The 24,706-nt window shown below is 40.9% G+C and carries 18 protein-coding genes; 1 reads left to right on the top strand and 17 read right to left on the bottom strand.

The features are described from left to right. Window positions 1-15 precede the first annotated feature (15 nt). From AB5542_RS11000 to AB5542_RS10980, 5 genes are all read right to left on the bottom strand, one after another. Entirely contained in the window at window positions 16-1,113 is a 1,098-nt protein-coding gene (locus AB5542_RS11000; protein WP_279039138.1) for a TlpA disulfide reductase family protein, read from the bottom strand. Window positions 1,114-1,123: 10 nt separating this feature from the next. Continuing rightward, on the bottom strand, window positions 1,124-2,029 hold the full coding sequence (locus AB5542_RS10995) for a hypothetical protein (RefSeq protein ID WP_279039136.1): 906 nt from the start codon (window positions 2,027-2,029) through the stop codon (window positions 1,124-1,126). A gap of 7 nt (window positions 2,030-2,036) precedes the next feature. Further along, on the bottom strand, window positions 2,037-3,506 hold the full coding sequence (locus tag AB5542_RS10990) for a RagB/SusD family nutrient uptake outer membrane protein (RefSeq protein ID WP_279039134.1): 1,470 nt from the start codon (window positions 3,504-3,506) through the stop codon (window positions 2,037-2,039). 13 nt (window positions 3,507-3,519) lie between these two features. Continuing rightward, window positions 3,520-7,098 carry a SusC/RagA family TonB-linked outer membrane protein gene (locus AB5542_RS10985; RefSeq protein ID WP_279039132.1) on the bottom strand — a complete coding sequence of 1,193 codons (3,579 nt, stop codon included), beginning with the start codon at window positions 7,096-7,098 and terminating at the stop codon, window positions 3,520-3,522. Window positions 7,099-7,174: 76 nt separating this feature from the next. Then, on the bottom strand, window positions 7,175-8,338 hold the full coding sequence (locus AB5542_RS10980) for a FecR family protein (RefSeq protein WP_270543668.1): 1,164 nt from the start codon (window positions 8,336-8,338) through the stop codon (window positions 7,175-7,177). Between the two features lie 147 nt (window positions 8,339-8,485). Here AB5542_RS10980 and AB5542_RS10975 point away from each other — a divergent pair, with 147 nt between their 5' ends. Continuing rightward, window positions 8,486-9,043: an RNA polymerase sigma-70 factor gene (locus AB5542_RS10975; protein WP_087422192.1), complete on the top strand. Its 558-nt coding sequence runs from the start codon at window positions 8,486-8,488 to the stop codon at window positions 9,041-9,043. A 126-nt stretch (window positions 9,044-9,169) separates the two neighbouring features. Here AB5542_RS10975 and AB5542_RS10970 read toward each other — a convergent pair whose 3' ends face one another. The 12 genes from AB5542_RS10970 to AB5542_RS10915 form a co-directional block, all read right to left on the bottom strand. Continuing rightward, the gene (locus AB5542_RS10970) at window positions 9,170-10,330 is read right to left on the bottom strand and encodes a retropepsin-like aspartic protease (RefSeq protein WP_270543669.1); all 1,161 of its coding nucleotides are present in this window, start codon (window positions 10,328-10,330) and stop codon (window positions 9,170-9,172) included. Between the two features lie 15 nt (window positions 10,331-10,345). Further along, window positions 10,346-11,974, bottom strand: a complete 1,629-nt coding sequence (locus AB5542_RS10965) for a S8 family serine peptidase (protein ID WP_279039128.1) — start codon at window positions 11,972-11,974, stop codon at window positions 10,346-10,348. Window positions 11,975-12,028: 54 nt separating this feature from the next. Beyond that, complete coding sequence (locus AB5542_RS10960; RefSeq protein ID WP_279039127.1) at window positions 12,029-12,883, bottom strand: TlpA family protein disulfide reductase; 855 nt, start codon at window positions 12,881-12,883, stop codon at window positions 12,029-12,031. Window positions 12,884-12,895: 12 nt separating this feature from the next. After that, complete coding sequence (locus AB5542_RS10955) at window positions 12,896-13,975, bottom strand: TlpA disulfide reductase family protein (protein WP_279039125.1); 1,080 nt, start codon at window positions 13,973-13,975, stop codon at window positions 12,896-12,898. Then, window positions 13,975-14,766, bottom strand: a complete 792-nt coding sequence (locus AB5542_RS10950) for a hypothetical protein (RefSeq protein ID WP_279039124.1) — start codon at window positions 14,764-14,766, stop codon at window positions 13,975-13,977. Before AB5542_RS10950 ends, AB5542_RS10955 begins: the two co-directional genes overlap by 1 nt. A gap of 11 nt (window positions 14,767-14,777) precedes the next feature. After that, window positions 14,778-15,863: a TlpA family protein disulfide reductase gene (locus AB5542_RS10945; RefSeq protein ID WP_279039122.1), complete on the bottom strand. Its 1,086-nt coding sequence runs from the start codon at window positions 15,861-15,863 to the stop codon at window positions 14,778-14,780. A 90-nt stretch (window positions 15,864-15,953) separates the two neighbouring features. Then, the gene (locus tag AB5542_RS10940; protein ID WP_087422185.1) at window positions 15,954-16,913 is read right to left on the bottom strand and encodes a hypothetical protein; all 960 of its coding nucleotides are present in this window, start codon (window positions 16,911-16,913) and stop codon (window positions 15,954-15,956) included. Window positions 16,914-16,925: 12 nt separating this feature from the next. Continuing rightward, window positions 16,926-18,455 (bottom strand): RagB/SusD family nutrient uptake outer membrane protein, encoded by a 1,530-nt coding sequence (locus AB5542_RS10935; protein ID WP_279039120.1) that lies wholly within the window; start codon window positions 18,453-18,455, stop codon window positions 16,926-16,928. A gap of 12 nt (window positions 18,456-18,467) precedes the next feature. Next, window positions 18,468-21,995, bottom strand: coding sequence for a SusC/RagA family TonB-linked outer membrane protein (locus tag AB5542_RS10930; protein ID WP_410518810.1), 3,528 nt, complete (start codon window positions 21,993-21,995; stop codon window positions 18,468-18,470). Between the two features lie 164 nt (window positions 21,996-22,159). Next, window positions 22,160-23,320 carry a FecR family protein gene (locus tag AB5542_RS10925; protein WP_279039116.1) on the bottom strand — a complete coding sequence of 387 codons (1,161 nt, stop codon included), beginning with the start codon at window positions 23,318-23,320 and terminating at the stop codon, window positions 22,160-22,162. Window positions 23,321-23,386: 66 nt separating this feature from the next. Beyond that, the gene (locus tag AB5542_RS10920) at window positions 23,387-23,956 is read right to left on the bottom strand and encodes an RNA polymerase sigma factor (protein WP_162613850.1); all 570 of its coding nucleotides are present in this window, start codon (window positions 23,954-23,956) and stop codon (window positions 23,387-23,389) included. A gap of 232 nt (window positions 23,957-24,188) precedes the next feature. After that, window positions 24,189-24,701, bottom strand: a complete 513-nt coding sequence (locus AB5542_RS10915; RefSeq protein WP_279039113.1) for a TlpA family protein disulfide reductase — start codon at window positions 24,699-24,701, stop codon at window positions 24,189-24,191. Between the last annotated feature and the right edge of the window lie 5 nt (window positions 24,702-24,706).

Raw genomic sequence — 24,706 nt, 5'->3', positions numbered from 1 at the left:
ACTAACCAACTCACACTACTCCTCCGTTACCTCAAGAAGTTTATCACGCAATTGATTCCTTCGAATATTCTTGGCAATAATATTTCCATCTCGATCTAATAAAACAATAAAAGGAATAAACTGTATCCCCATTGCTTTCCGAATCTTCGAATTTTTCCAACCATTTTTATCATGCAAGCTCATCCAAGGAATTTGCTCCTCTTCACACGCCTCTTTCCATTTTTCCACAGAATCATCAAACGATATACTCACGAAACGAACTCCCTTTGCAGCAAATTCTTTGTGCAATATTCTTAGATTCTTCATCTCTTGTCGACAAGGTCCACACCAAGAGGCCCAAAAATCCAGCACGACAAAATTCCCTTTCAAAGAATCTATCACGACTAACTCTCCCAGCTCCGTCTCGGCTTGAATCTCCGGACAAGGCACCCCCAACGCAGAAACAGCCAACTCATCAACCTGTTGTTTCACCTCCCTGCCCTGTGCTGTTTGTTGCATGGAAGGGGAGAGAAGAGCATATAGCTCTTTCCCCTTTTCATAACTTCCTTTTATTTCCGTGTTTGCCAGAAATATTGAAAAAATATTATCCGGATGAGTTTTTATAAAGTCTCTTACTAGCACGTAGCGTTTTTCATCCAATTTCAACATCTGACTCATCACGTCATCGGCCGCATGTTGGTCTTCTTGTTGTATAATCTCTCGATAAATAGCCTGAAGTTCCCGAAATTCTTTCTGATAATTTTCTTCTAGTAATGAATAAAATTCTTGTTCCAATTCATTAGCCAAAGAACCTTTCACATCAGAATTATTCAGCTGCTTATAATCACCCTTTAACTGTATTTTCTCTCCATCGAGGAAAAGATATAACACTTTCCTGTTGATCTGTAACGTATAACGACCTTTCTCCGGCAACACTCCTTCCAACACAAATCGACCTTTCTCTATCGCAGAAGCAAGTAGAAAGGAATCTTTCTCCCCGAAAGTCCTTAAATATGCCGTTCCATATTTTATCCCTTCTAATTCTCCCTGAATAGATACCGTATAAACAGTATCTCGATTACAAGACAACAAAAGAGTTAAAGACAATAGGATCCAATTTCTAACTTTTCTCATATCCAGCATTTCAATTTTGTACATCATCACCTATAGCTTGCAAATCAATATTATACTCTTCTTTAAAGTGATTGATCATATAATCATATTTCTTACGAATCATCTGCTTTTTATCAATATCCGGATGCAAGATTCCACCCGGGGCAATCAATTGTTCATACGGGGTTGAAACAATGGCTTTCACGTATTGCTCCCAATCGCCCGCGATGGTTCGATAACTATAATGAAGAATACCAAACTCGTACATATTCGCAGCTGTCATGGAAGCACCATAATTTGTTACGGAAGTAAATGCTGTCGAACGCTTTATCAATTCTTTATCTGCTAATCGCTGCAAAAAGACACAGACCGCATCATTTTTAAAAGCATTAATCTGTTCGGAAGTCATCGTCTTCACGTTTGCATTTCCCCAATTAAATGCAAGATAGTCATACCCGGAATAAGCGTTTACCAACGTACGGGGCAAGACTTCCGGCATCCCGGTACTTGAATATATTATATAATCAAACACACTGGACAATAATACTCTATATGGCATGGTTCGCAATAGCAAGGTGTCCGAAAAGTATTTTAAGAAATGATTTTCCAATAAATCCAACTGTTCTCCTACATAATTTTCATCGGCAGGCAAGGCATCATACCCTGCAACAATTCTATTATTCACCGTGTCAAATCGCCAACGAATATCCGTACTCACTCCCCAATAATAATCTTTATCAACGAATTTATAATAAATTCTAGTGTTGTATTTATTTGACAACTCCACGATACGAGCATCATAATCATGATTTCCTTGAGGCAAACTATACAACCCATCAAATGTTTCGGGATCTGTTGACGGAGAAATACTATCCTCGCTACAACTTACAACCACTCCCATTAACATTCCAATCAATATCCATATTCTTGTTTTCATACTTTATCTATTTTAAATTCGGATTTCTATCTGAAACATTACGAGGTATTGGCAAAACATACTTGTCACTTTTCTCTTCCAAAACAAACGTCACGGGCATTCCTGCCTCAAGAGTCAGTATATGAACAATTTCAGGCATCCCGTTACGACGCAAATCAAACCAGCGATGTTCTTCAAAACTCAGCTCCCGGCGACGCTCATCCAAACAAAATTCCAATAACGCCTCCCCGTTTTTGTCTATATCCTTATACAATTCCGTACGTGTATCAAAACGACGGGACCGCAAGTAATTCAAATCCTTTAAAGCCGCTTTTCTTAATTCGTCATTACCATTCTGCAAATACAACCGAATTTGTGCCTCCGCCCGATTCAAATAAGCCTCTGCCACTCTCATCCCTTTAGAAGTGCCGGTAATAGCTTTTTGTCCGTATTGTATTCTTGTTGAACCCGATTGTGAATAACTGCGATAATAACATCCTAATCTTAAATCCGCAGAATTACCCCCTTTATCTTTTTCATACAAATCTTTTAATTCTTCCGATGCTTGGAAAGCAACAGGAGCATTGTAAAGATAAAAAAAAGGACCAAATTCATTATTTCTTGAATATCTCCAGATTCGTTCTTCACTAGCCTCATCAAAAACATTCTTCGTACCAAATGACCAATTAAATAAACCGCTTGCCATTACGATATCAGACAAATTCAATAGCACCGGTTTACGCTCGATCACATAATCCGCATATTCTATTACCTTCTCCCACTTTTCTTCATAAAGATACAAACGGGATAATAAATTATAAGTAAATAGATCATTCGCTTTAAACGAATTATTATTCTGACCATATAGCTTCATCAGAGGTGCAGCCTCAAGCAAATCCTTCTCTATTTGCTTGTACACCTGTTCCAAAGTGGCTCGTTTAGGAGCCTCATCTTTAACAGCAGAAGAAAGCATTAACGGAATCCCAGATTCTTTGGAAAGGTCAATACCTTCCATATTATAAGGTCGTGCAAACAAATTGACCAACATAAAATGGTAATAAGCTCTCATCGTCAAGGCCTGTCCTTTCACATTACCCTTTTTGCTCACATCTCCTATCGCCGCATCGATATTATCCAAAACGACATTACACCCCATAATGCGGGCATAATAATATTCCCACGTATTTATCGGGGTCTTTGTATTTTCTTCCAACCTCTCATACATATCTTCAGCCCAAGTAAAAACACCTGCTCCGGTTACCAAACATTGATACTGAGTCGAATTCGTAGGATAATTACTTTCCACATCATCTGTTAATAAATCCAGATAAGACAAAATTGGTAATACAATCGGGTACGCTTCCCCCACCAACAACTGGTCCAAGTCATCAGCCGTACTCGGAATGATCTCATCCTGACTATATTCATCCAAAAAATCACCACACCCGACAGCTAGTATCATTCCCAAAATAACTATACAATATTTTATATTTTTCATATCATTCAAAATTTTAGAAACTAACATTTAAGCCTAATGAATACGTCCTCACGATCGGTTGAGATCCCGTCGCTACTTCCGGATCCACACCTTTATAATCTTTACTCACAATAATAAAAGGATTGCTCACTCCTGCCGTTAGCGCCAAATGAGTCAAGTATAATTGTTTTACTATTTTCTCCGGAAAAGTATAACTTAAGGAGATATTATTGCAACGGAAAAAAGAACCGTCAACAACACGTATGTCACTGTAATTATACATCCGGTAAAGATATTCAGATGCAACGACACAATCCCTTGGGGTACTGCTCAAACCGGCAGAAGGAAAGGTCGGAATATTTGTTCTATCTTCATCCCCGGCATTTTTCCAACGACCTAGTAATTCCTTTGACAAATTTGAATAAGCACTCGGAGCATCATTCACCATAGATTCCGGGAACAACGCTTCCAGGAAACGTTTACTTCCAATATTCACGTTAAAAGAAGCAGCCAAAGTTAATGTCTTGTATCGCAAAGAGGTTGATATTCCACCTGCAAAATCAGGCTCCAGCGTTCCGGAATATTTCATAAAAGCAGTGGCATCTTTTATACCTTCCGGCAACTCTTCTATCGTCGGGATATAAAACGTGGGACGGCCTTCATTCGTCAAGCCCGTAAATTCGAACGTCCAGATGGAAGACACCGCATACCCCTCTTTCGCTAAACGTCCACTGGCAGCCGAACGCCAATTTTTATTTTGTTCGGTCTTTGAGTCCATTTTATTATAATTCTTAGACGTGTTAAAAGATAAATTCCACAAGAAATTCTTGGTTCTCACAGGCGTCATGTTCACACTTAACTCCCAACCTTTATTATGCAAGTCCCCCCCGTTAATAGGCATTGAACTCACGCCATATTCATAAGCAACTTCTTTATTTAGAATGATATCTTCTGTTTTCTTATTATAATACTCGGCCGTAAGCATCAATCGATTTTTCAATAAGCCAATATCAATTCCCAGATTTACCGTTTTTGTTTTTTCCCATCTCAAATCCCCGTAAGGTAATGATTTCACTTTCAACTGGTACTCTTTCGTGTAATACTCTAACCCGGATATTTGTGCCACTAAATTAGGCCCATAATTTTCCGCCACGTTTCCTTGCCAACCATACGTCGCACGAAAACTTAGTTCATTAAAAAAATTCTGGGTCTGCATCCATGATTCATTCGTCACATGCCACACTCCCCCTATAGACCATGTTGGTAGGAAACGATGCTTTGTATCTTGCCCAAAACGATTCGACGCATCACTCCGGATACTACCCGTAACCACGTAACGTTCTGCAAAAGAATAAGTCAACGACCCGAAATAAGACATATAATTTGATTTCTTATCAACAATGTTTTTTTTCATGAATAAATATATCGGATTATCGAACTTCGCTGTTCCTGAAGTATACTGTAACGGAGGTAATGTCACCGTTTTACCCCTATCCGGAAAATACCCGTAAGTCGTTTCACTCGTGCCATCATATTTTGAACTCCGACACTCAATTCCGGCAAACACACCCAACCGATGCTTCTCCCCAAACACATGATCGTAAGCAATCGTATTTCTCCACGTCAACGTTAAATTTTGATCGTTCGTCGTGTTCAATTCTCCACCATGAGGTAATTGCGAAGACTTATATTCCGTGGATTCCGACCCGAAAAGGCCATAATCATACCCTCTTTTATTCGCAATATAAAAACTACGTTCCGAAGCGTATGATTCTCCCGTCGTACCACTATATGCCAACCCTAAAAGCGTCTCGAAATTCAACCCGCTCATAATCGTATAACGAAGGCCCACCGTGGTCCCCAAACTCTTTTTATGATTCTTATTTCCCGTGTTGTCCAACTCGTTCAAAACATTATAAGACATCATTTTAGTATTCGTTTTAGAGGGATAGAAAAAATATGTACCATCCTCGTTAAAACAAGGTATTGCCCGACTCGTTGTTCTTGCATACTGGTAAGGATTCACTTGATAAAACCCGTCTGTTTTAGTATAATCCCCGTTTAATTGTGCATTGACAATAATTTTATCTCCCAAACGAAAAGTCATTTTCATCAACGAGCTATAAGAACGCAGGTCATTCCCTTTAGCTGCCCCCTTATTATCTTTCACACTTAAAGACCAATAATAATCCACCTTATCCGTCCCCCCGGAAATACTCAAGCTATGGCTATGATTAAAAGGGTTACGATACAGCAAATCAAACCAATCCGTGTTTACCGATTCCAAGTATTTCACCTCCGCATCAAACATGTCATACGTGATCTCTTTATTCAAATATTTTTTCAAGACACCTTCATACCCGACTTCCTCCAACGTTCGCCCGTTATACACAACCCTATTATTATAGATTTCCCGCGACGCATCAATTCGTTCTTTCGAGTTCATCAAATGCATTTTATCATACGTCAAGCGCGAACTGATGGAAAAATTACCGCTATAATTTACAGACATCCGCCCTTGAGTACCCTTTCTTGTTGTAATCACGATCACCCCGTTGGCCGCTTTTACTCCATAAAGAACTGTTGCCGAAGCATCCTTCAACACGGTGATATTTTCAATATCATTGGGATTCAACCAACTAATCGCATTTCCAACAAAATCCCGAACCATATCAAAATTATCACTAGATATTGCCCCTGTAGATGAAAACTCCTGAGCTTTAAAAGGTAACGGATCCTCTTGAATAATCCCGTCCACTACCCAGACAGGCTCTTGATTCCCTAACAACGTGGATGTCCCCCGGACACGAACTTTTTGACGAGATCCCACCAATCCACTCGTGTTGTTCACCACCGTGCCGGCGAGCTTTCCCTGTAACATTTGTTCAAGACTATTCGTTCCATCGAAAAACAACTCATCCCGGTTGATCCTCTGGGCAGATCCCACCATATCGGTTTTACGGATATTTTGATAACCGGTAACGACAACCTCTTCCACGGTCTTTAAATCCTCTTCCATCATTACATTGATTACCTCTTTCCCCGTGTACCGAATCTCTTGTTGTTTCATCCCCATAAATGAAAACACCAAGACCACCTTTTCTTGTTGAGGAACAAAAATAGAGTAATAGCCCTTGTGGTCCGTTGTCACTCCCGTTGTTGTTCCTTTTATCAAAACGGTCACCCCCGGCAAACCAACACTATCGACACTTAACACTTGTCCCCGGACAAGCACCATTTTCTTTCCTTGATCATTTCCATTAGCACGCCGGATAACGATATGCTTATCTCGAATCTCATACACTAAATCCGATCCTTTCAGACAAGTTTCTAAAATCTCACGAACCGTGGCATTTTCGAACTTGTAATCTTTCAATCCAATCTTCTGTAATTCTTGCGAATTATACACGAAAGAATAATCACTATTTTTCTCGATATTAAGAAAAACAGTACTCACGGGTACGTTCGTGAACTCAAATGAGAACCTTTTCTCTTGGGAGAAAACGTGTACCGGCAGATTGACAAGGCAGATTAACATCAAGAGCCTCGTGAGCCCTTTTAAAAATCTCCATTTTTCTGGCAGATAATACCTGCATTTTCCATTTTTTTCCATAAATTTGTAATTCAATTATTTAGTAATTAATAAATACTCTCGGGGAATTTGGGTGGAGCCTATTCCCCGTGGTATTTTATCGGCTAATTTCTGTCACCGTGATCGCTCGCCCTTTTCGAGAGAAACAAACATCTCCGGTATCAGATAATATATCCAAGAGAACATTAATATCATCATACTTCTTTAATCTCGCTGTCAATCGCAAGTTCGTCACCGTGGCATTAGTAAAGAAACAATCAAAATCATACCATTGGGACAATTCATCCATGATATCACCCAAAGTCGCTTGGTTAAATGTAAAATAACCATCCTTCCATGAAGTAAAATAGGCTGTTTCCACGTCTTCCACTGTTGTCCCTCGCTCATCAATAATAACTTGTTGTCCCGGATAAATCACATACGATTTATTCATGGAGTCACACACGGCCACGCGCCCCTGAACCAACGTTGTCAGATTAGCTTTCCCCTCGTAATCCCGAACTCCGAACTCCGTCCCCAACACGGTTATTGTCGATCGAGAAGTTTTCACTATAAACGGGGCCTTTTCATCATGAACCACGTCAAAATAAGCCTCACCACTCAATTCTACCTGTCGTTCATCTCCAACAAATCTTTCCGGGTAACGCAATTTAGAACCCGCATTCAACCAGACTTTCGTTCCGTCTGATAGAACCAGTTGAAATTCTGCCCTAGGAGGAATTTCCATTGTATTATACGCTAACTGAATCGACGAATCCCCCTCGATACTCTCGTAAGTAACTCCTTTATCACTCGCAACTCGAATACGAGTTATATCACTTTGTAATAATGTATCTTGTTTATCTAACAGTATTTGCTCTCCCGTTGATAACGTCAAAAGTGCCTTATTCGTACCGCCCGAAATAACCCCTTGATCAATCTCTGATTTTACACCAGCTTCCTGGCCTTTATACAGCATAACACTACTCACCACAACAAGAACTGCAATAGAAGCGACAAGAGAAAGTTGCCACACTCGTTTAAACCTCCGATCATGCGTCCGTTTTCTAGATTTAACCTGATTAAACGCTTTCTCTATATTCAATTCCTTCCGTACCCGTACTTGCAATTCAAAATTTGTTTCATCCAGCAATGAAACAAACAAACGTTTATTCTCATCAGACTCATTTTGCCACTCGTCCAACCGGACAATTTGCTCCGGGGTCGCATCCCCCTTTATGAATGCAACAATAATATCCGCAATTTCAAAACCTTTATCCATACTTTTTGTTCCCTGTTTATATAAGGACTCATAACTCGGGAAAGAGTGGTAAAAGAATTCAGAAAAAATCATGCGTTCTCTTGCATAGATATAAAAAAACTCTAAATTTGTCTCACACTAAACCGATTCGTGGTGGAATAATTTGATATGGATGACATTCGTAACATATACAAGGAAAAGGAATATAAAATTCTATTTAAAGAATTTTATCCATCACTCGTGCAATTTGCCTTCCATTACATTAATAATCACGAGGCAGCAGAAGACATCGTGCAAGAGATATTCGTCTACTTGTGGGAAAAACAAATTCATTTCGAAAATGAACTAATTATTCGAACCTATTTATACCGTTCTGTTCGCAATAAATGTTTTACTTATCTCCGAAATCTTAAAATTCAACAACATCACGAAAGAGAAATCACGAATAACTGGCAAGAACAAGAAGAACCTATCGTACTAAATAATCTCATTCAAGAAGAAGTATACCGTCAACTACTCGCATCTATTGATGAATTGCCGCCACAATGCAAAAAAATTTGTACGCTCACATTAGAAGGCAAAAAACCTTCTGAAATAGCAGTAGAATTAGGATTGGCCGTGGATACCGTGAAGAAACAAAAACAAATTGCACTGAAACGCCTTCAAGATAAACTAGGAATTCTATTTCTTTTATATCCCATGCTATACACACATTTTACATCATAAAAAATGAATAGAACCCCAAAAGTTAGACTAAAACTTTTGGGGTTTTGTTATACATAGAAAGAAACACACCTTTGCAGATCGATCAAGGAACATAAAATACCCAATACCGAACAGAGTGTCAATTACTCACTTCTTTTCAATAGCAACCTCTACCTCCGTACCGTCCTGTCGCAAAACAGTGATAATAGCTTTCTCGTTCTTAATTTTCACGATCGAAGACTGCAACGCATCGGAGACATTTACCTCCCCGACGGGTTCCCCGTCTATCTTCAAAACACGATCTCCGGGAGAAATCTTCTCCACCAAATCCCCCCAAACGCAAGCAATCACGACATGACCATTCGCCATAGTAAAATCTACGTTCCATCTTTTCTTGTACAAATCTTGAGGTGCCGATTCAAAAGGCTCAAAATAAAAAGCACTCGAGGCGTAATCAATCGTCACCGTACCGTAGTCCAATAATTGTGAACCCAAACGGGAATACGGTGCATCCATCGATTCTGTAACAATATTCTGGAAACGTCCCGTGCTGACACGCAATTCAAACAAACGAATCAAATTATGTTCACCGGCAGAGGCTGCACCTGCCATCCCGATTCCACTACTACCGTATCCCTTGGATAGCAAAGCGGCAGCATTCTCCCGAAGGGCTTCCGACGCCGTGGCGGAGATCATTTCATAAAAAGCTCCCGAACCGCTATCAAACATAACCGTTTCGATCACCCCCACTCCCACGTTCAATTCTATAAATGGAATCTGTCCTTGCACGTGAAGCAACGGCAAACGATTCCTCAAATTAATATGGAAAAGAGAAATATTATCGGTTATAATTATCTTTTTCTGGCGGGAATCAATACGCACGACAGCCCCCGGGAACAACTCGCAACCGATCATCCCATCCACACCGAATTGTTCGATAAGATGACCTTCAGGCATAATCGTAACCGGAATTTCTTCTATATTAATTCCCGGCATCCCCATTGACAAACGTTTTAATTGTGTCTTCTCCAAGGTCATCGACTGATTGTGAGCATCAAGAATATTTTGCGTGTTCGTGGATTCTAAAGAAAGACGCCGAGCCAAAGAGTAGGTGATATAAGTAGGTGCCCCCGTGTCAAAAATAAATTTTCCCGGGACGCCTTCTACCTGCGCTTCAATGATAATCTTCCCATTGATGGTCGTGTAAGGCACTTCTACATAAAAGGCAGGGGTTTCTGCCTTGGTCGTGAAATACGAAAAAGCAAGACACACGACCAACAGACTAATATATAATTGTTTGAATTTCATACTGAATATTTTTAATTACTTTCCCTTACAAATCTCGCATGCCAGCTTTACAGCGGCAACAGCATCAATAATACCTCCCGATACACACAACTGGTCATATCCCCCGGTCGGAGCACCTTCACTATTGGTCTGATCATGCGGGAAGGGGACTGCAGCTGAGGGCGTCTGCCGAGCCGTACGCACTAGAATATCCTTCATTTGTGAGGCTTTGAGCGAGGGATAATAAGATTTCAACATGGCAGCGATACCGGTGACCACCGGAGCCGCTATTTTCGTGCCCGTCACTTTCCTATAGTTATCACCGCGAACCGTTGTATACAATTGCACCCCAGGTGCGAAGACATCGACACTGCCTGCCCCGTAATTACTGTTGATATAAGGATTTCCCTCCATATCCGAGGCTCCGACCGTGATCATATTGGTAAACGCACGTTTACTGCCCAGCCCTTGTTTTACCGGGAAATAAGGATCTTTATCCGTGTCACGATAGTTATCGCCGGCAGAATGCACGATCAATACATCGTGTTTCTCGGCGTAGGCAATAGCGTCATCTATCCATTTCGGGTTGTCCAACATATATTTCCCGAAACTGATATTGATGATATCAGCCCCTTGCTCCACCGCGTAACGAATGGCCAAGGCTATGTCTTTATCATACGCATCTCCGGAAGAGGGAACGGCACGAATAAGCATCAATTCCACTTGATCGGAAACACCCTTTATTCCCTTGGCAATACCGGGTGTGGCAGCGATAATACCTGCCACAGCTGTTCCCTCGTCGGCTGCAGTAGAAAGGAACTCATGGTTCCCGTAATATTTATTTGATAAGGTATTGAAATCATCGTTCGCCAAACTCCTCTCGTCGACCAAAGCCGCCCACGCTTTTTCACACTCCCGACGCTGTGCCTCACTGCTTCTATAGCGGTTTCGATACAAGTCATCCCATTTCTTATTTCTATTCCCGAAGCTCCATATTATATTATAAGTATAAAAGGCGATCTTCTGAAGAGTATCTCCGGATTGTTGTACGATCGGGTTCAAGGCTGCAAAATCTTCCAACGTGGGTTCACGATCAGGACATTTTTCCCGTAACAGCCGATTTAATTCTTCGACGCCCTTAGCTATATTATAATTAAAACTTGCCCCCATGTACAAAGATACTAACGGACTGTTCTTGGCAAATTTAAGGTAATCGACATACTCGTTGTTTTCTTCAACACTTCTCTTCTTTCCGTGAAGTTCATCGAAACGATCCTTCACTTTCAAGAACTGTCGGAAAGTCTCATCGGAAGCCTTTTCAATTAACTTACCATCAGGCGACGCAAGAAAATTCCAACCATGCAAGTCATCCTTATACCCGTTTTTATCGTCGTCTTTTCCATTCTCGGCAACTTCTTTCTTGTTACGCCACAATACGTTAGCCAAAGCCTCGTGTTGCACGTCAAAACCAGCGTCAATTAACGCCACTACCACTTTTCGCTTGGGTGTATTGTTCTCCAACTCGCAGTAAGCTTCTAAAATACCTGCCCCGTAAACTTTGTCTTTGGCAGGTGACAATAAATGCCAATCGACACGTGTCTGTGCTTCCACTGCCAACACGGCACACATGAACAACACGATCCCGAATAATTTCTTTTTTTTCATCACTCAATTTATTTAATACATTCATTACTTAATTCTTATCCCCCTGTTGCTGTTTCAACATGGAAAAAAATAGGGAAAATATTCATGCCTTGGCGACATACACCACGGGATTAGGAATTTCCCTTTCGCGTCAAGTAATATACACCGGGGAATGTACTTAATACGATATGTCTCGCGAAAAGCTGCATTCTCGTCGGCAAAGAGATGAATGCCTTTGCCCTCGTAACCATTGTCTCTCAAAAATTGTTTCCAAGCCTCTTTCCTGCCGAGAGGTTCAACGACAACCGTCACGAACTGAACATTTTTATGTTCCGACTTCAATTCCTCCAGGCGTACCAGATCTTTCCGGCAACTTGTGGAATCAAGTTTCCACACCTCTATAAACAACGGCTTCCCTTGCAAATCGTTCAAACGAACGGTCTTCCCATCATTCGACTCGAGTTCAAAGTCCGGGGCATCCTTCCCCGGTTGCAAAGGTTCGTACAAGGCAACCAATTCCCGGGCTCTATTTTTCAATTTTTCAGACACGGAACACAAATCCATATCCGTGAAAATATGATCGATAAAAGTATTATCCCCTCGATCCAATTTCTCAGCTAATGCCCACATAACGTAACATTCTCTTACTCGCTCGCTCCGGATGTTATACAATACCCACGTGGCACGTCCCATCACATCCGTTTTGGGTTCCTTAAGATCCAAGAAACTATTCACAAGGCGAATGATTTCGGATTCCCGCAATGATTCCAAGTCCGAGGTGTCGATATCTATATCCCCGTTCATCACACGATCATACAAGCGATTCATTTTCACGACCGTACTCGTGTCACAGGCTTGTTGTTCCCGTGCATGAGCGGACACACAAACTCCCCATACAATCATAAATTGTATCAATAATTTTTTTCCCATTTGGAACACCATTTACTTGTTCAACAACTCGATGATTTTATCCCGCAAAAGATTGCGACGCACGTTTTTACCCACGATTTTCCCATCTTTACCAACCAGCACGATGTGAGGGATGGATTGTATGCCGAACAATTTCCGTACTTCGGAATCATCCCATCCGCCATCTGCCAAAGTACTGAGCCAAGGAATGTTCTCTTCCTCGCACGCTTCTTTCCATTTATCCGACGAGGCATCCAAAGAGATGCTCACGAAACGTACTCCTTTGTCCTTGAACTCCTTATATTGTTCTCTCAAACTTTTCATTTCCTGACGGCACGGACCACACCAGGATGCCCAAAAGTCGAGAACGAGAATATCTCCCTTCAAAGAACTCATTGTAACTTGATTACCATCCTCATCCGACACGGTAAATTCCGGACACATCAATCCTTCAGCGGATGTCGCCAAACCGTCAAGGTGCTGTTTCAACAGACATCCCCATGAACATTGTTGTGCCTGCGGGGTCAGCAACTCGTACAACTCTTTTGCCTTCGTGTAATTCTCTCTCCCCGCTTTCTCCGAAATGTAAGCCGAAAAGATATTATCGGGATGCTCGCGTACGAACTCTTTCGTGAGGGCAAATTCCGCTTCTCCAACTAACAGCACTTGAGTCATCGCCTCATCTGCCGCCTTTTGATTCCCGGCATCCGTCGCTTTCTTATATTCTTTAAAAAAACGCTCTTGCTTTGCCGTATAGTCCTCTTGGAGTTTGCCGTACTCTATGGACAAGTCGTTTGCCGGAGATCCTTTCAAGTACTTGGACGAGAAGGAACGATAGGGGCACTCTATTCTCATGTTCTTTCCATCCATGAAGAACATGAATTGTCGTCGGTTCACTCTTAATACATATTGCCCGGGCTCTTCCAAAGTTCCTCGTAATTCAAAATCTCCTCCATCGATTTTCGTGGAATAAATAACTTCCTCCTTGGGTGTCAACAAGAATGCTTTGCCGTATTTAGCTCCTTCCACGTTTCCCCGAATCGAGAAGGAATATTGCTGTGTACCGGAACACCCGATACACAACAGCAAGATAAAAATAATCCCTATTTTCATTATTCCTCTCCTAGTAAGACTTTACCGGTAAAATCATCATTCCATCCTTTTAATAAACCGACTTTAGACTTTTCCAATGAATCGTCCTTCAAGAGGTTTTCCAGAACAGATTGTATTTCCCGTGCCTGTGACACGTTTGTTTCCTCCAACAGATAATTCGCTAAATAACCTATCACACCGGTATCTACTATCCCGCTTACAGTCCATCCGGATTGCAGCATTCCGACGAACAATTTCACCATTTTATCGATATCCTTCCGCTTGTATAATTGCCACATTTCCAACAAGGTTTTACAAGTCGGGGACACGGCAGACACGTTGCCCTTATCCAATAATAACACGACTTCTTCACAATCGGGTTGAGTCGGCTTTTTCTCGGCGGGAGAAGTCATCCAATGAAATACAGGCCATAAAATCATCACTTCCATCTTGGGACTCATCTGTTTCACCTGTTCTTCCCGCAAATTCAGTTTATCCCAATTTTTTATATAATCCAAACAAACTTGACTTTCCTGATAATCAATGTAATTGATAAAGTCCTGCACACATTGTTCCGTGTACCGTTGTTCCGCAGGCAAAAGCACGATATAACAATCCAACGCCCGACTCAACGCTTGACGATCCTTACTCTCTTTTAAATTAGCTATATAAGACGCTAAAAAATCGATATCACGTTTTCCCTGCTCGAATTCCTTCTTTTGCTGTTCCAAAACGTTCGCTTGCCCCCAGCCACTCATGAAAGCAAAAACTGCAACGACCAGCAAAACGCCTTTCTTTACACAATTATTCATATCTCGTACGCTTAAATTGAACTACCTAATAATTTATCCACAAATTCTTCGAAACCATTTCCCGGACCGGGAACATCGGTATCAATTATTCTCCCGTCTTTACCTATTATGATATACCGGGGAATACCATGTACATCATAATCATCCTGGAAAGGTGTCGTCTTCGGGAAAGCGATCAAATTCTTAACTCCTAACAATTTGTATCTTGGCAAAGAGTACTTCCAATGATTAAACTTGCTCTCCTCGTCAATGGATATCGTGATAAATTCCACGTCCGCACGATCTTTATACTTCTCCGCAACTTTCATAAAATAAGGCAATTTACGGATACATCCTCCGCACCACGTCGCCCACACGTCGATTATTAATATTTTACCCCTGAAATCTTGAAGAGAATGCTTTTGTCTTTTATAGTCTATTAAAGTAAAAAGAGGAGCATCCTTTCCCGGACTCAAACGTTCTTTCGCGGCATATAAATCCATTACCAACTGCCTCAATTCTCCCTCCGGCATATATTGTTCGAACAGAGGACGGGCTTTTTTCAATGCCTCCGTGTAATTGAGAATAAAATCACTCCTAATCCCTGCAAAATAAGACAATATCAAATCGGAATTTCGGGACTCCAATATTTGTTTGTATTTTTCGTACTCCAATTCATCCTGCTTATCGTCTAAAATCCGGGATGCTTCGTAACCGTCCGCCAAGGCTTTCACGTTGAAATAAGTATCTATATTTCTTTTCAGGTTGGGAAGCGCCAGAAATTCCCGCGAATCAAAACGTACACCTTTCAATATCTTCCGCAACACGCTTTTATTCACACCTGTGTTCCGGTGTACTCTATAATAATCGGCAACCGAATTTATCGCTTTAACCTGATTGGCAAGACGTGCCATTTCATCTTTTTTGTCACGGGTAAGAATCATTTTCTCCACCGCCGCTTTCTGCTCTAAAATCGATTCTATCGTTGCTCCCTCAAGACTGTAGCCATTCCATTCTTTAATTACCTCGTCTAGCAACGAAGTTCGGGACTGAGCATTTCCACTACACGGGAAAATAAAAAAGAGTAGTCCCAGTAAATTTACATACCAATAATTCATACAATACATTTTTTATTCACACTAGAGTGGAAACTGTCTAACAAAAAAAACGTTAGACAGTTCCATTATTTGAAACATTTCTTTTGATAATTAATTCATATCCGGGATTTTAGCAATCGCCTCCAGATCCAAATCGTATTTAGTCTTCATGTAATTAAGAACATATTGACGCTTCTCCCACAACAAGGGATTATTTGCTTTCGGATGCAGTGCTTCCAGTGCTTCCGAAGTGTACCTCATACCCAAATGTATATAAGCGAAAAAGTTCTTACTCGGGCTCGTGTATTCAATTTTGCTCAACGCATCCAACCTTAGGAAACCATACGATGCCCCCGGGAACCCTCGCTTCGCGTAATAATTGGGATTCTCCTCCGTTCCCGGATCAGACTCGACCTCTGTTTTATAGTCAATCCCTGCTTGAAATTCTTCCGGCACAATTATATTTCCCTTTTCATAGGCTTTCTCTAAAATTTCATACAAAATAATTCCCCTCCATTCCCAAAAATCTTCTGGTGTTTCCGGAGCTTCAATTCTACCATAGAACATATCCGACATGGGATCCGATTCCCCGTAGAACATACAAAGCGCCCAATAATCCATTCCGTCAAAAATAGTTTTCACGGGTGCTTTCAAATCGTAAGGTCCAAACACGAATGGAACATGACAATCATAAACCATGTAATAATACATCGGAAACACCTTTTGAGTAATTTGCGGACTCAGATAGGCAAAAACATGATTTTTCATAAAGCCGATCATAAACTCGGCTTGCTCATCACTTGTTAATTCATCTCCAAAATAAGATTGATTTCCGGCAGCTCCTGTCCATGTCCGATTCAAATCAGACGCTTGAAAATCCTTATAAATAATACATACATTGAATTTCTCCTTGATAGCTACAACATCATCATCCCATGAATTCGTGCCTTGAGGGAATTCAAACCGGACTAAATCTTCGCCGCTCTCGTCGACTGTTAATGTATCTTCATCATAGCAGGAAAAAAACAAGACGCAGCCTAGCAAACTATATAAATAATATCTCCATTTCATAGTATATTCTCTTTAATTTCTTACTTCCGGTAACGGATTTTGTACTAACTTTCTGTTCTCTTCCATCACCTCCTGTGGAATAGGCCACGTGTAGAACAGATCTTTTTCTTTCAGCGTATAACGCTTGATAACCTTTCCATCACTCTTCCACTCGTGAGTGATAGATGGCATCCCGTAACGACGCAGGTCAAACCAGCGATGCCCCTCGAAACATAATTCCAACCGTCTTTCCAGACGAACACGATCCACTAAAGCACTTCCCGTTTCCGTCACCGAAACTGTCCCCGGCACAAAACGCTTCTCCAACAAGGTTTCCAATGCCCATCTAGCTGTTTTCTCATCCTTATCCAATGCGGCAGCCTCAGCCAAATTTAAATAAGCTTCCGCCAACCGAAACGCATGAGCGAAGTTCGTGTTGCTAATAGGTTCATGAGCATAGTTCACCGCAAATTTCCCGTAAGGAGCGTATCCGCCAAGATGTTGGTTATTTTTGGAATCGGTGTAGGGAGAACGCACGATATAATTTTCTTTGCGAAGATCCCCGACTTTAAAAGCTCCAAGCAACTCGGAAGAAGCATTAAAGAAATTAGTTTCTAAGCTTTGTTCCGGTTTATAAGGATCGGGAAATATCATCTTCTGTTTCACTAAATTCACAAACTTATCTATCTTCCCGAACACCCAGATCACTTCCGAACAATCTTGCGAAATAAAATTATAATACGGTTGTGCCGTCGTTTTCTGGGGCAACGAGTTCAGGTCTGTCAATATGAAATCCCAATCATCAATCACTTTCCGAGCGTAAATAGCCGCATTTTTCCAATCCTCCATGTACAGGTAAACTCTGGATTTCAATAATTGCACCATAGGCAAACTGGTTCTGTAATCTTTCCGGTATTGTTGTTCCCTGGGCAACTTTTCGTATGTTTTCTCGGCTTCATTCAAATCCGCCAAAATCTGAGTGTACACTTCTTCAACCGTGTTTCGCGGAAGCTCTTTCGCTTCCAACGCACTGGTTACTTTCAAAGGTACCCCCAATGCCTTCTTGTCATAGTTATAGGGAGCACCCCACATGTTTACCAGCTGGAAATAATAGTAACCCCGCAAAGCGAAAGCCTGAGCTTTCACGATATTTCTTTCATCATCGGTTCCCGAAACGCCATCAATGTAATCCAAGGCCGCATTCGCCCCCAAGATATAAGAATAGAACCACTTCCAAGGTGTTTGATACATCAAAGTACCTTCCTGTATGAATATATCCGGCTGCCAAGCATAAAGTTTCTCCAATAATTGAAAATTATCACCCGTCATCACCATCGTGTTTATCGCTCCCGACGAATCAGAACACATGATATCATCGTCAAACATCAATAACAGATTCATAACTTCATCTCCTCCTGCCGCCTGTATATAAGCATTTCCCAATAACATCTCATTCAATGCAGCAGCTTCTCTAGGAATATATTCACTTTGCGACTTGGGTTCCAAGAAATCTGAACACGCAGCTAATAAACCCGCGAATAATACTATCAATAACTTTTTCATCATCCTACATTTTTAAAATCCAATATTAATTCCCACGGAATAATTCTTCGGATGCACGCTATCCCCCAATTCCGGATCAAAACCATTAAAGCGTTTACTTGCTATAACAAATAAATTTGAAACCGTAGCGTTCAAAGAAAGCGTCTTCAACCCCATCCGTTTGCACCAATCTTCGCCAATCCGCCAAGACAATGACAATTGTCTACAACGCAAGAACGAAGCATCTGCAACCAAAGCATCAGATTGTTCCCATACCCTCATCCACTGTTCCGCCGAACCATTCGGTAAAGTAACATAACTACTCAGCGTCGTCACCAATCCGGGGATTTTCGTGTAATTTTCGTCTCCAGGTTTCTTCCAACGTTTGGTTAGATCTTTACTCAAATTCACATCCGAATCCGGGATTTTCGATCCATTAGGTATATTAGCATACGGAGAAGGCAAACGTTTTTTGCATCCTAATAATAGGGAAAAACCGGATGAAAGGGTCAACGTCTTCCAACGCAAACTGAAATTCAATCCCCCCGTAAAATTCGGTTCTTTCGTACCGGAATACACCAGATAAGTAATCGGATCAACCCCGGAATTTCTTTCGGCTTCCGGCACATCAAAATAATTAAACAAGGGACGACCATCCTCACCGCTTAATCCAGCAAAAGAATAAGACCAAAAACCACCCACCGGATATCCTTTTTTCAAGATTTTATCACTGCTACCCGCAAGCAACTCATCTCTGGTGGCTTCATATTCTTCTTTCCCTGTTTCATTCCAGTTCTTAGAAGAGTTCAACGAGATACTTAAAGCCCAATCTTTAGTCTTTACCGGGGTAAAACTAACCGTAAACTCAACTCCTTCATTCGTTATTTTCCCGCCGTTCATCTTCATAGTTGAGATCCCGTACTCGGAAGGCAAATCCTGAGTAACAATAACGTTCGAATTTCTTCTATAATAATCAACCACTACATCAAATATATTAAACAACGTCATATCCACTCCCCAATCCCAAGACTTTGTTTTTTCCCAAGAAAGATTCGGGTTCGGCAAACTAGAGATCTTCGAGTAATGCTGATTGTAAACCGAAAGAATTCCATATTGTCTCAATGTCAAATCCGGTCCTAATTTAGTCATCGCATTACCCTGTATTCCATAGGTGGCTCGAATGTTAAAGGCATTTAGCCATTTTTTCATTCCCTCGAGCCATGGTTCGTCCATCATTCTCCAAGACAAACCGAAAGAATATGTCGGGTCAAACCGGTTATTCACGTCCTGCCCGAAACGATTTGACTCGTCATTTCGCATCGAGAAATTAAACACGTAACGATTTTTTAACGAATAAGCAACCGTTGCAAAGAAAGAAAGATAATTATCCGTATTCTTGGTTCGTTTCCATCCTGACCCATAAATTTCATCCAATATTCCCCAACCAGAAACAGCATTACTTATGGGCTGTAATTCATCCGGAGGCGTAGGCCTTACCAGAGTTTCTCCCCGGTCAGGCATATACCCCCATACCTTATTGGCATTGTTGGCAACAGCAGAGGAACGAAGTTCCATTGCCAGCATGGCATTCAACCGATGTTCCTCATTAAAAGATTTAGATAGCAACACTTTATTCTGAATATTATAGGCTCGCTGTGAAGCATCAGTCGTAAACAACACACCCCCGAAAGGCAAAAGTGCCGCTTTAAATAAAGCACTATTGGGTTCGGCTGCTCCATAATCATACCCACGATACCTCCAAGCCACACGAAATGTTCTCTCCGTGTTATAAGTTTCCCCATTCGTGTTCGAGGCTGTATATCCTCCGGTAAATTCATAACTCAACCAATCCAATATATTCCATCTGAAGTTAAGAGCGGCAGATACATGCAAATTCTTATTGGTAGAGCCACTATTATCCCGTTCATTGATAAAATTGTAACTCAAACTCTGTACATTTCTATTATACAAATACGTTGCCCGCTTTTGATAATATACCGGATTTCCCTCTTCATCATAAGCCGGGATGGAACGACTCGTTGTCGTGGCGTACGACATTGGATTCACTTCCTCGCCAAAAGCCTTTGTTGTACTGGAAGTTGCATTCAGACTGGCATTCAAACGCACGTTCTCGTGTAAACGAATATTCACCGCAACCCTCCCGGTCATTCTCTCATTGGAGTTTCCGATCTCCTGCCCCAACGTGTTGTTATACCCCAAAGAAACATTGTAAGTTATTGCTTCAGTACCCCCGGCCAAACTCACATTATGACTATGACTGACAGCCGAACGGGTTAATAAATCGAACCAATCCGTATTAACCGTCGATAGAAAAGTTTTTCTCTTCATAAATTCATCATAACTTAAATCGCCTGCCAAATACATTTTCATAGCACCCTCGTATGTATACGGTTGAGTTATCGGCTCTTTATCATAATACGCTCCAGCATTATAGACGTCTTGCGAGAACTGTACCCGTTCCTTGGAATTCATGTAATTGAACATCCCGTAATTAGGGCGAGTATTAATAGTCATGTTGCCCGTATAATTCACGGTTAACCTTCCTGCTTTTCCTTTCTTCGTGGTAATTACAATTACCCCGTTAGAAGCCTTTGAACCATAAACAGCCGTGGCTGAAGCATCTTTTAGTACGGTAATTGTTTCTATATCCATCGGGTTCAACCAAGAAATCTGACTACCAATAATATCTTTCAAGTCCTGTGTCATAATGTCAGTTGTTTCCAATTCTAAAGGGTCCTCCTGCACAATACCGTCAACCACCCATAACGGGGATTGGTTTCCAAAAATAGTTGTTGTCCCTCTCAATTTGATTTTTGGTGTTGTCCCCACCCGAGAACTTGTGTTCATCACAACCATACCGGCTATTTGCCCCTGCAACATCTGGTCTATCGAATTATACGCTGGCATAATAACATCAGCAGCTTTCACGCTCGTGTAGGAACCCACCATATCCCTCCGGTTAACAGTATTATATCCCGTAACCACGACCTCATCCATCTGTTTGGACTCCTCTTCCAATATAACCTCCAGCATTTTCTCCCCCTTCCAAACAACTTCTTTTGTCTTCATCCCAACAAAAGAAAACAATAATTTAATGTTTTCTTGTTTAGGAATACTTAGAACAAATTTTCCTTCCATATCAGAAGCAACTCCAACGCTTGTTCCTTTCAAAACAATTGTTACCCCCGGAAATACCTGCCCATTTTCATCCTTCACAATACCTTTAATAATTACCATATCCTTTTTCTCATCATCTTCCCGAACAGTAATCACCACCACCCTATCATCTATTTTAAAGGACAACCCTAACGGACGTAATAAATCTTCCAACAACTGATTGAAATCCTTATCCGTGGCATTTACATCCATTTTACCACATTTATCAACAAGATCCAATTTGTAAAGAAACGTATAGTTCGTCATCTTTTCCAAACTAGAAAAGATTTCCTGAACGGTCGCATCTTTCATATTCAAAGATACTTTCGTTTGTGAAAATGTACTGGCAGAAAGGTGCATCACTCCCACCAACAATAAAATCATCGAGATTTTCATGCGCAAAAAGAATTTAGATTTCCATTGTTGCCAAAAATTTAGCAACAAATCCCATTTTTTTTTCATAAATTTGTAATTCAATTAAATTAAACATTTAGTCTGCTCGTCGCCCAACGAGCGGGTACATAAACGGGATTGCCCAATCCCGTTTATTATTTGTCAAAAACCGTCAATGCCCGACCTTGCAATTCAAATCGTACATCTCCGGATATTTCAAACTTTCGCAACACATCCTCTACTGAGGAATACATCGGCATTTTACCACTATACACGACACTCTTCGCACTTTGATTCATGTAAAAAATTTCAAGATCATACCATCTTGCCACGATTCTCAAAATTTCTTCCAAGGTTATGTCCTTAAAATAGAATAAACCATCTTTCCAAGCCGTAAACTCATTCACGTCCACTGGGGAAACTCTCAACATTCCAACACCCTTATTGTAATAAGCCTGTTCTCCCGGTTTAATTATCTTCTCCGGTTGCCCATCCCGAAGAATAGCGACGCTTCCCTGCACCAACGTCGTGTAAATTCCCGGCTCATCAACATACGACTTTACGTTAAAAGCCGTCCCCAATACCTTTACTTTCATCTCATCCACCTCTACAATAAATGGTTTACTTTCATTCCGAGCAACTTCGAAATAAGCTTCTCCTTTCAAACTTACGCTACGCATATCCCCGTCAAACCGAGAAGGGAACTCCAACTTCGTACCCGAATTCAAGTACACCTTCGTACCGTCACATAATTCCACTGTATAAGTTCCTCCATACGGAACATTTATCGTGTTACGTCCCACTTCTTTCAATAGGTGATCTGTAGAATCCTGCTCCTTTATTTTCAGAACCCCTGCATCATTATCAAAAGCAACATTCATCCGATTATTACGAACGATTGAAGACAAGGTGTCTAATCGATACTTTAGTCCAGAAGCCATCTCCAATGTAACTATCGCTTTACCCGGTTCTATTTTTTCTTCCATGGATGAATTCACCATACCCGTCTCCCGGTTCAACAACAAAAATGCAGAAATTCCCACCATAACCACAACTGACGCAGCCACCCAAGGTAAAAACAAACGTTTCTTTCCACGTTGTCTCTTTTTTAACCGAACTAAAGCTTTCTCTACGTCAAAACTCCCCACAGCACGCAATTCACTTCCAACCCGTTCTTTATCCCTTAATTCTCCCGCCAGTTCTTCTAATCCCCTCACCTTAGATAACATCTCTTCCACACTTTCCTTTTCGTCCCCGGAAAGTTCTCCCCAGCTATACCGTAATAACTCTTTTGCAAATCCAAATGGTTTCTTCATCTCTCTCGTAAAATTTCCCCTATTACAAACAACTCAGAAAAAAGGATTACGCAAAAGACAACTTTTTTAGGAAAAAAAATAATATCCCCAATAATTACCTAGTAATAACAACATTACCGGATATAACCCTTTCAATTTTTCTCGTAACAGAATTTTTGCTTTATTTTTTTGAACTTTTACAGTATTCACACTAATCGAGAGCTGTGTGGCAATCTCTTCATTACTGAAACCATCCACATATGCCAACTTAAAAACTCGCCCACATTCCGTCGGCAACTCCTGTATAGCTTCCATGATCTCTTGGTAGACTTCGGCTCGTACAACGTTCACAAAAAAATTATTCTCATCTTCCTCTGTATCTTTTTGTATAGATCCTAGTATATCAGAACGAATACTGGTCATTTTTATTTGGTTCAAGCAACTATTACGAACAGCCTTATAAAGATAATGTTTCAAATGATTTTCGTTATCAAAGCACTCTTCCCCGTTCAATAGTTTCATAAACACCTCTTGAACCACATCTTCCGCCTCATCCTGCTCCTTCAGATAATGACACGCAAAATAGCAAAGTATCTGATAATAACGCCGAAAATAGCTATCAAATACCTCCTGTTTCCGTATATTTATCTTCTCCACATTCTGCATTCTTGATAACAATAAACGATCCTTTACTCGTAATTAAAGGCAAAGATATTATATTTAACGAAAAATACGCCACTTCTCTTCTAAAGAATTCCAATCTTCCTTTAAAGCATTTTAATTATATAATACCATCACTTACCCCATGCTTACAACACACCATAACACTCCGGAATAATGTCATACCTCAAGAATTATTCCAAGATTTTACAATAACAACGAGCAAATACTATTTCAGCAACTTTTCCAATTTTTCGATCATCTTCGCAAAAGCCTCCTTAGTATAACCGACCTCAATCTCCACGATCTTTCCCTTCTTATCAATGATAAAATTTCGAGGAATGGTTGCCGTGGCAAACTTCGAATAAATCTTACGTTCCGGATCAAGTCCCATAGGGAACGTGTATCCATTTCTTTCTCGAAACTTCTTCACCTGCTCCTTACTCTCCTCGCGAGAAATAGCCAAGAACACGAAATCTTTCCCTTTAAAGCGATCAATAATCTCCTTCTGCACCCGTTTCAACTCCTCTTGACAAGGAGGACACCACGTAGCCCAGAAATTAATTAATACTATCTTCCCCTTTAAATCTTTAATATTGATCTTTTGCCCGTCAAACATCTCCACAACAAATTCGGGAACATCATCCCCAACCTTTACCAGCGTCTCCTTTTCCTGAGCGTTAACTCTTGCTAAACTTCCCAGTACCAACAAGGAAACGACAAAAACAAATACCCTTTTCATGACCT

This window comes from Butyricimonas sp. RTP31003st1_G1_RTP31003_210430 (assembly GCF_040920905.1).
Lineage (GTDB): Bacteria > Bacteroidota > Bacteroidia > Bacteroidales > Marinifilaceae > Butyricimonas > Butyricimonas paravirosa.
Note: the sequence above shows the minus strand (reverse complement) of the source record. Positions and strands in the feature narration are given on the sequence as shown.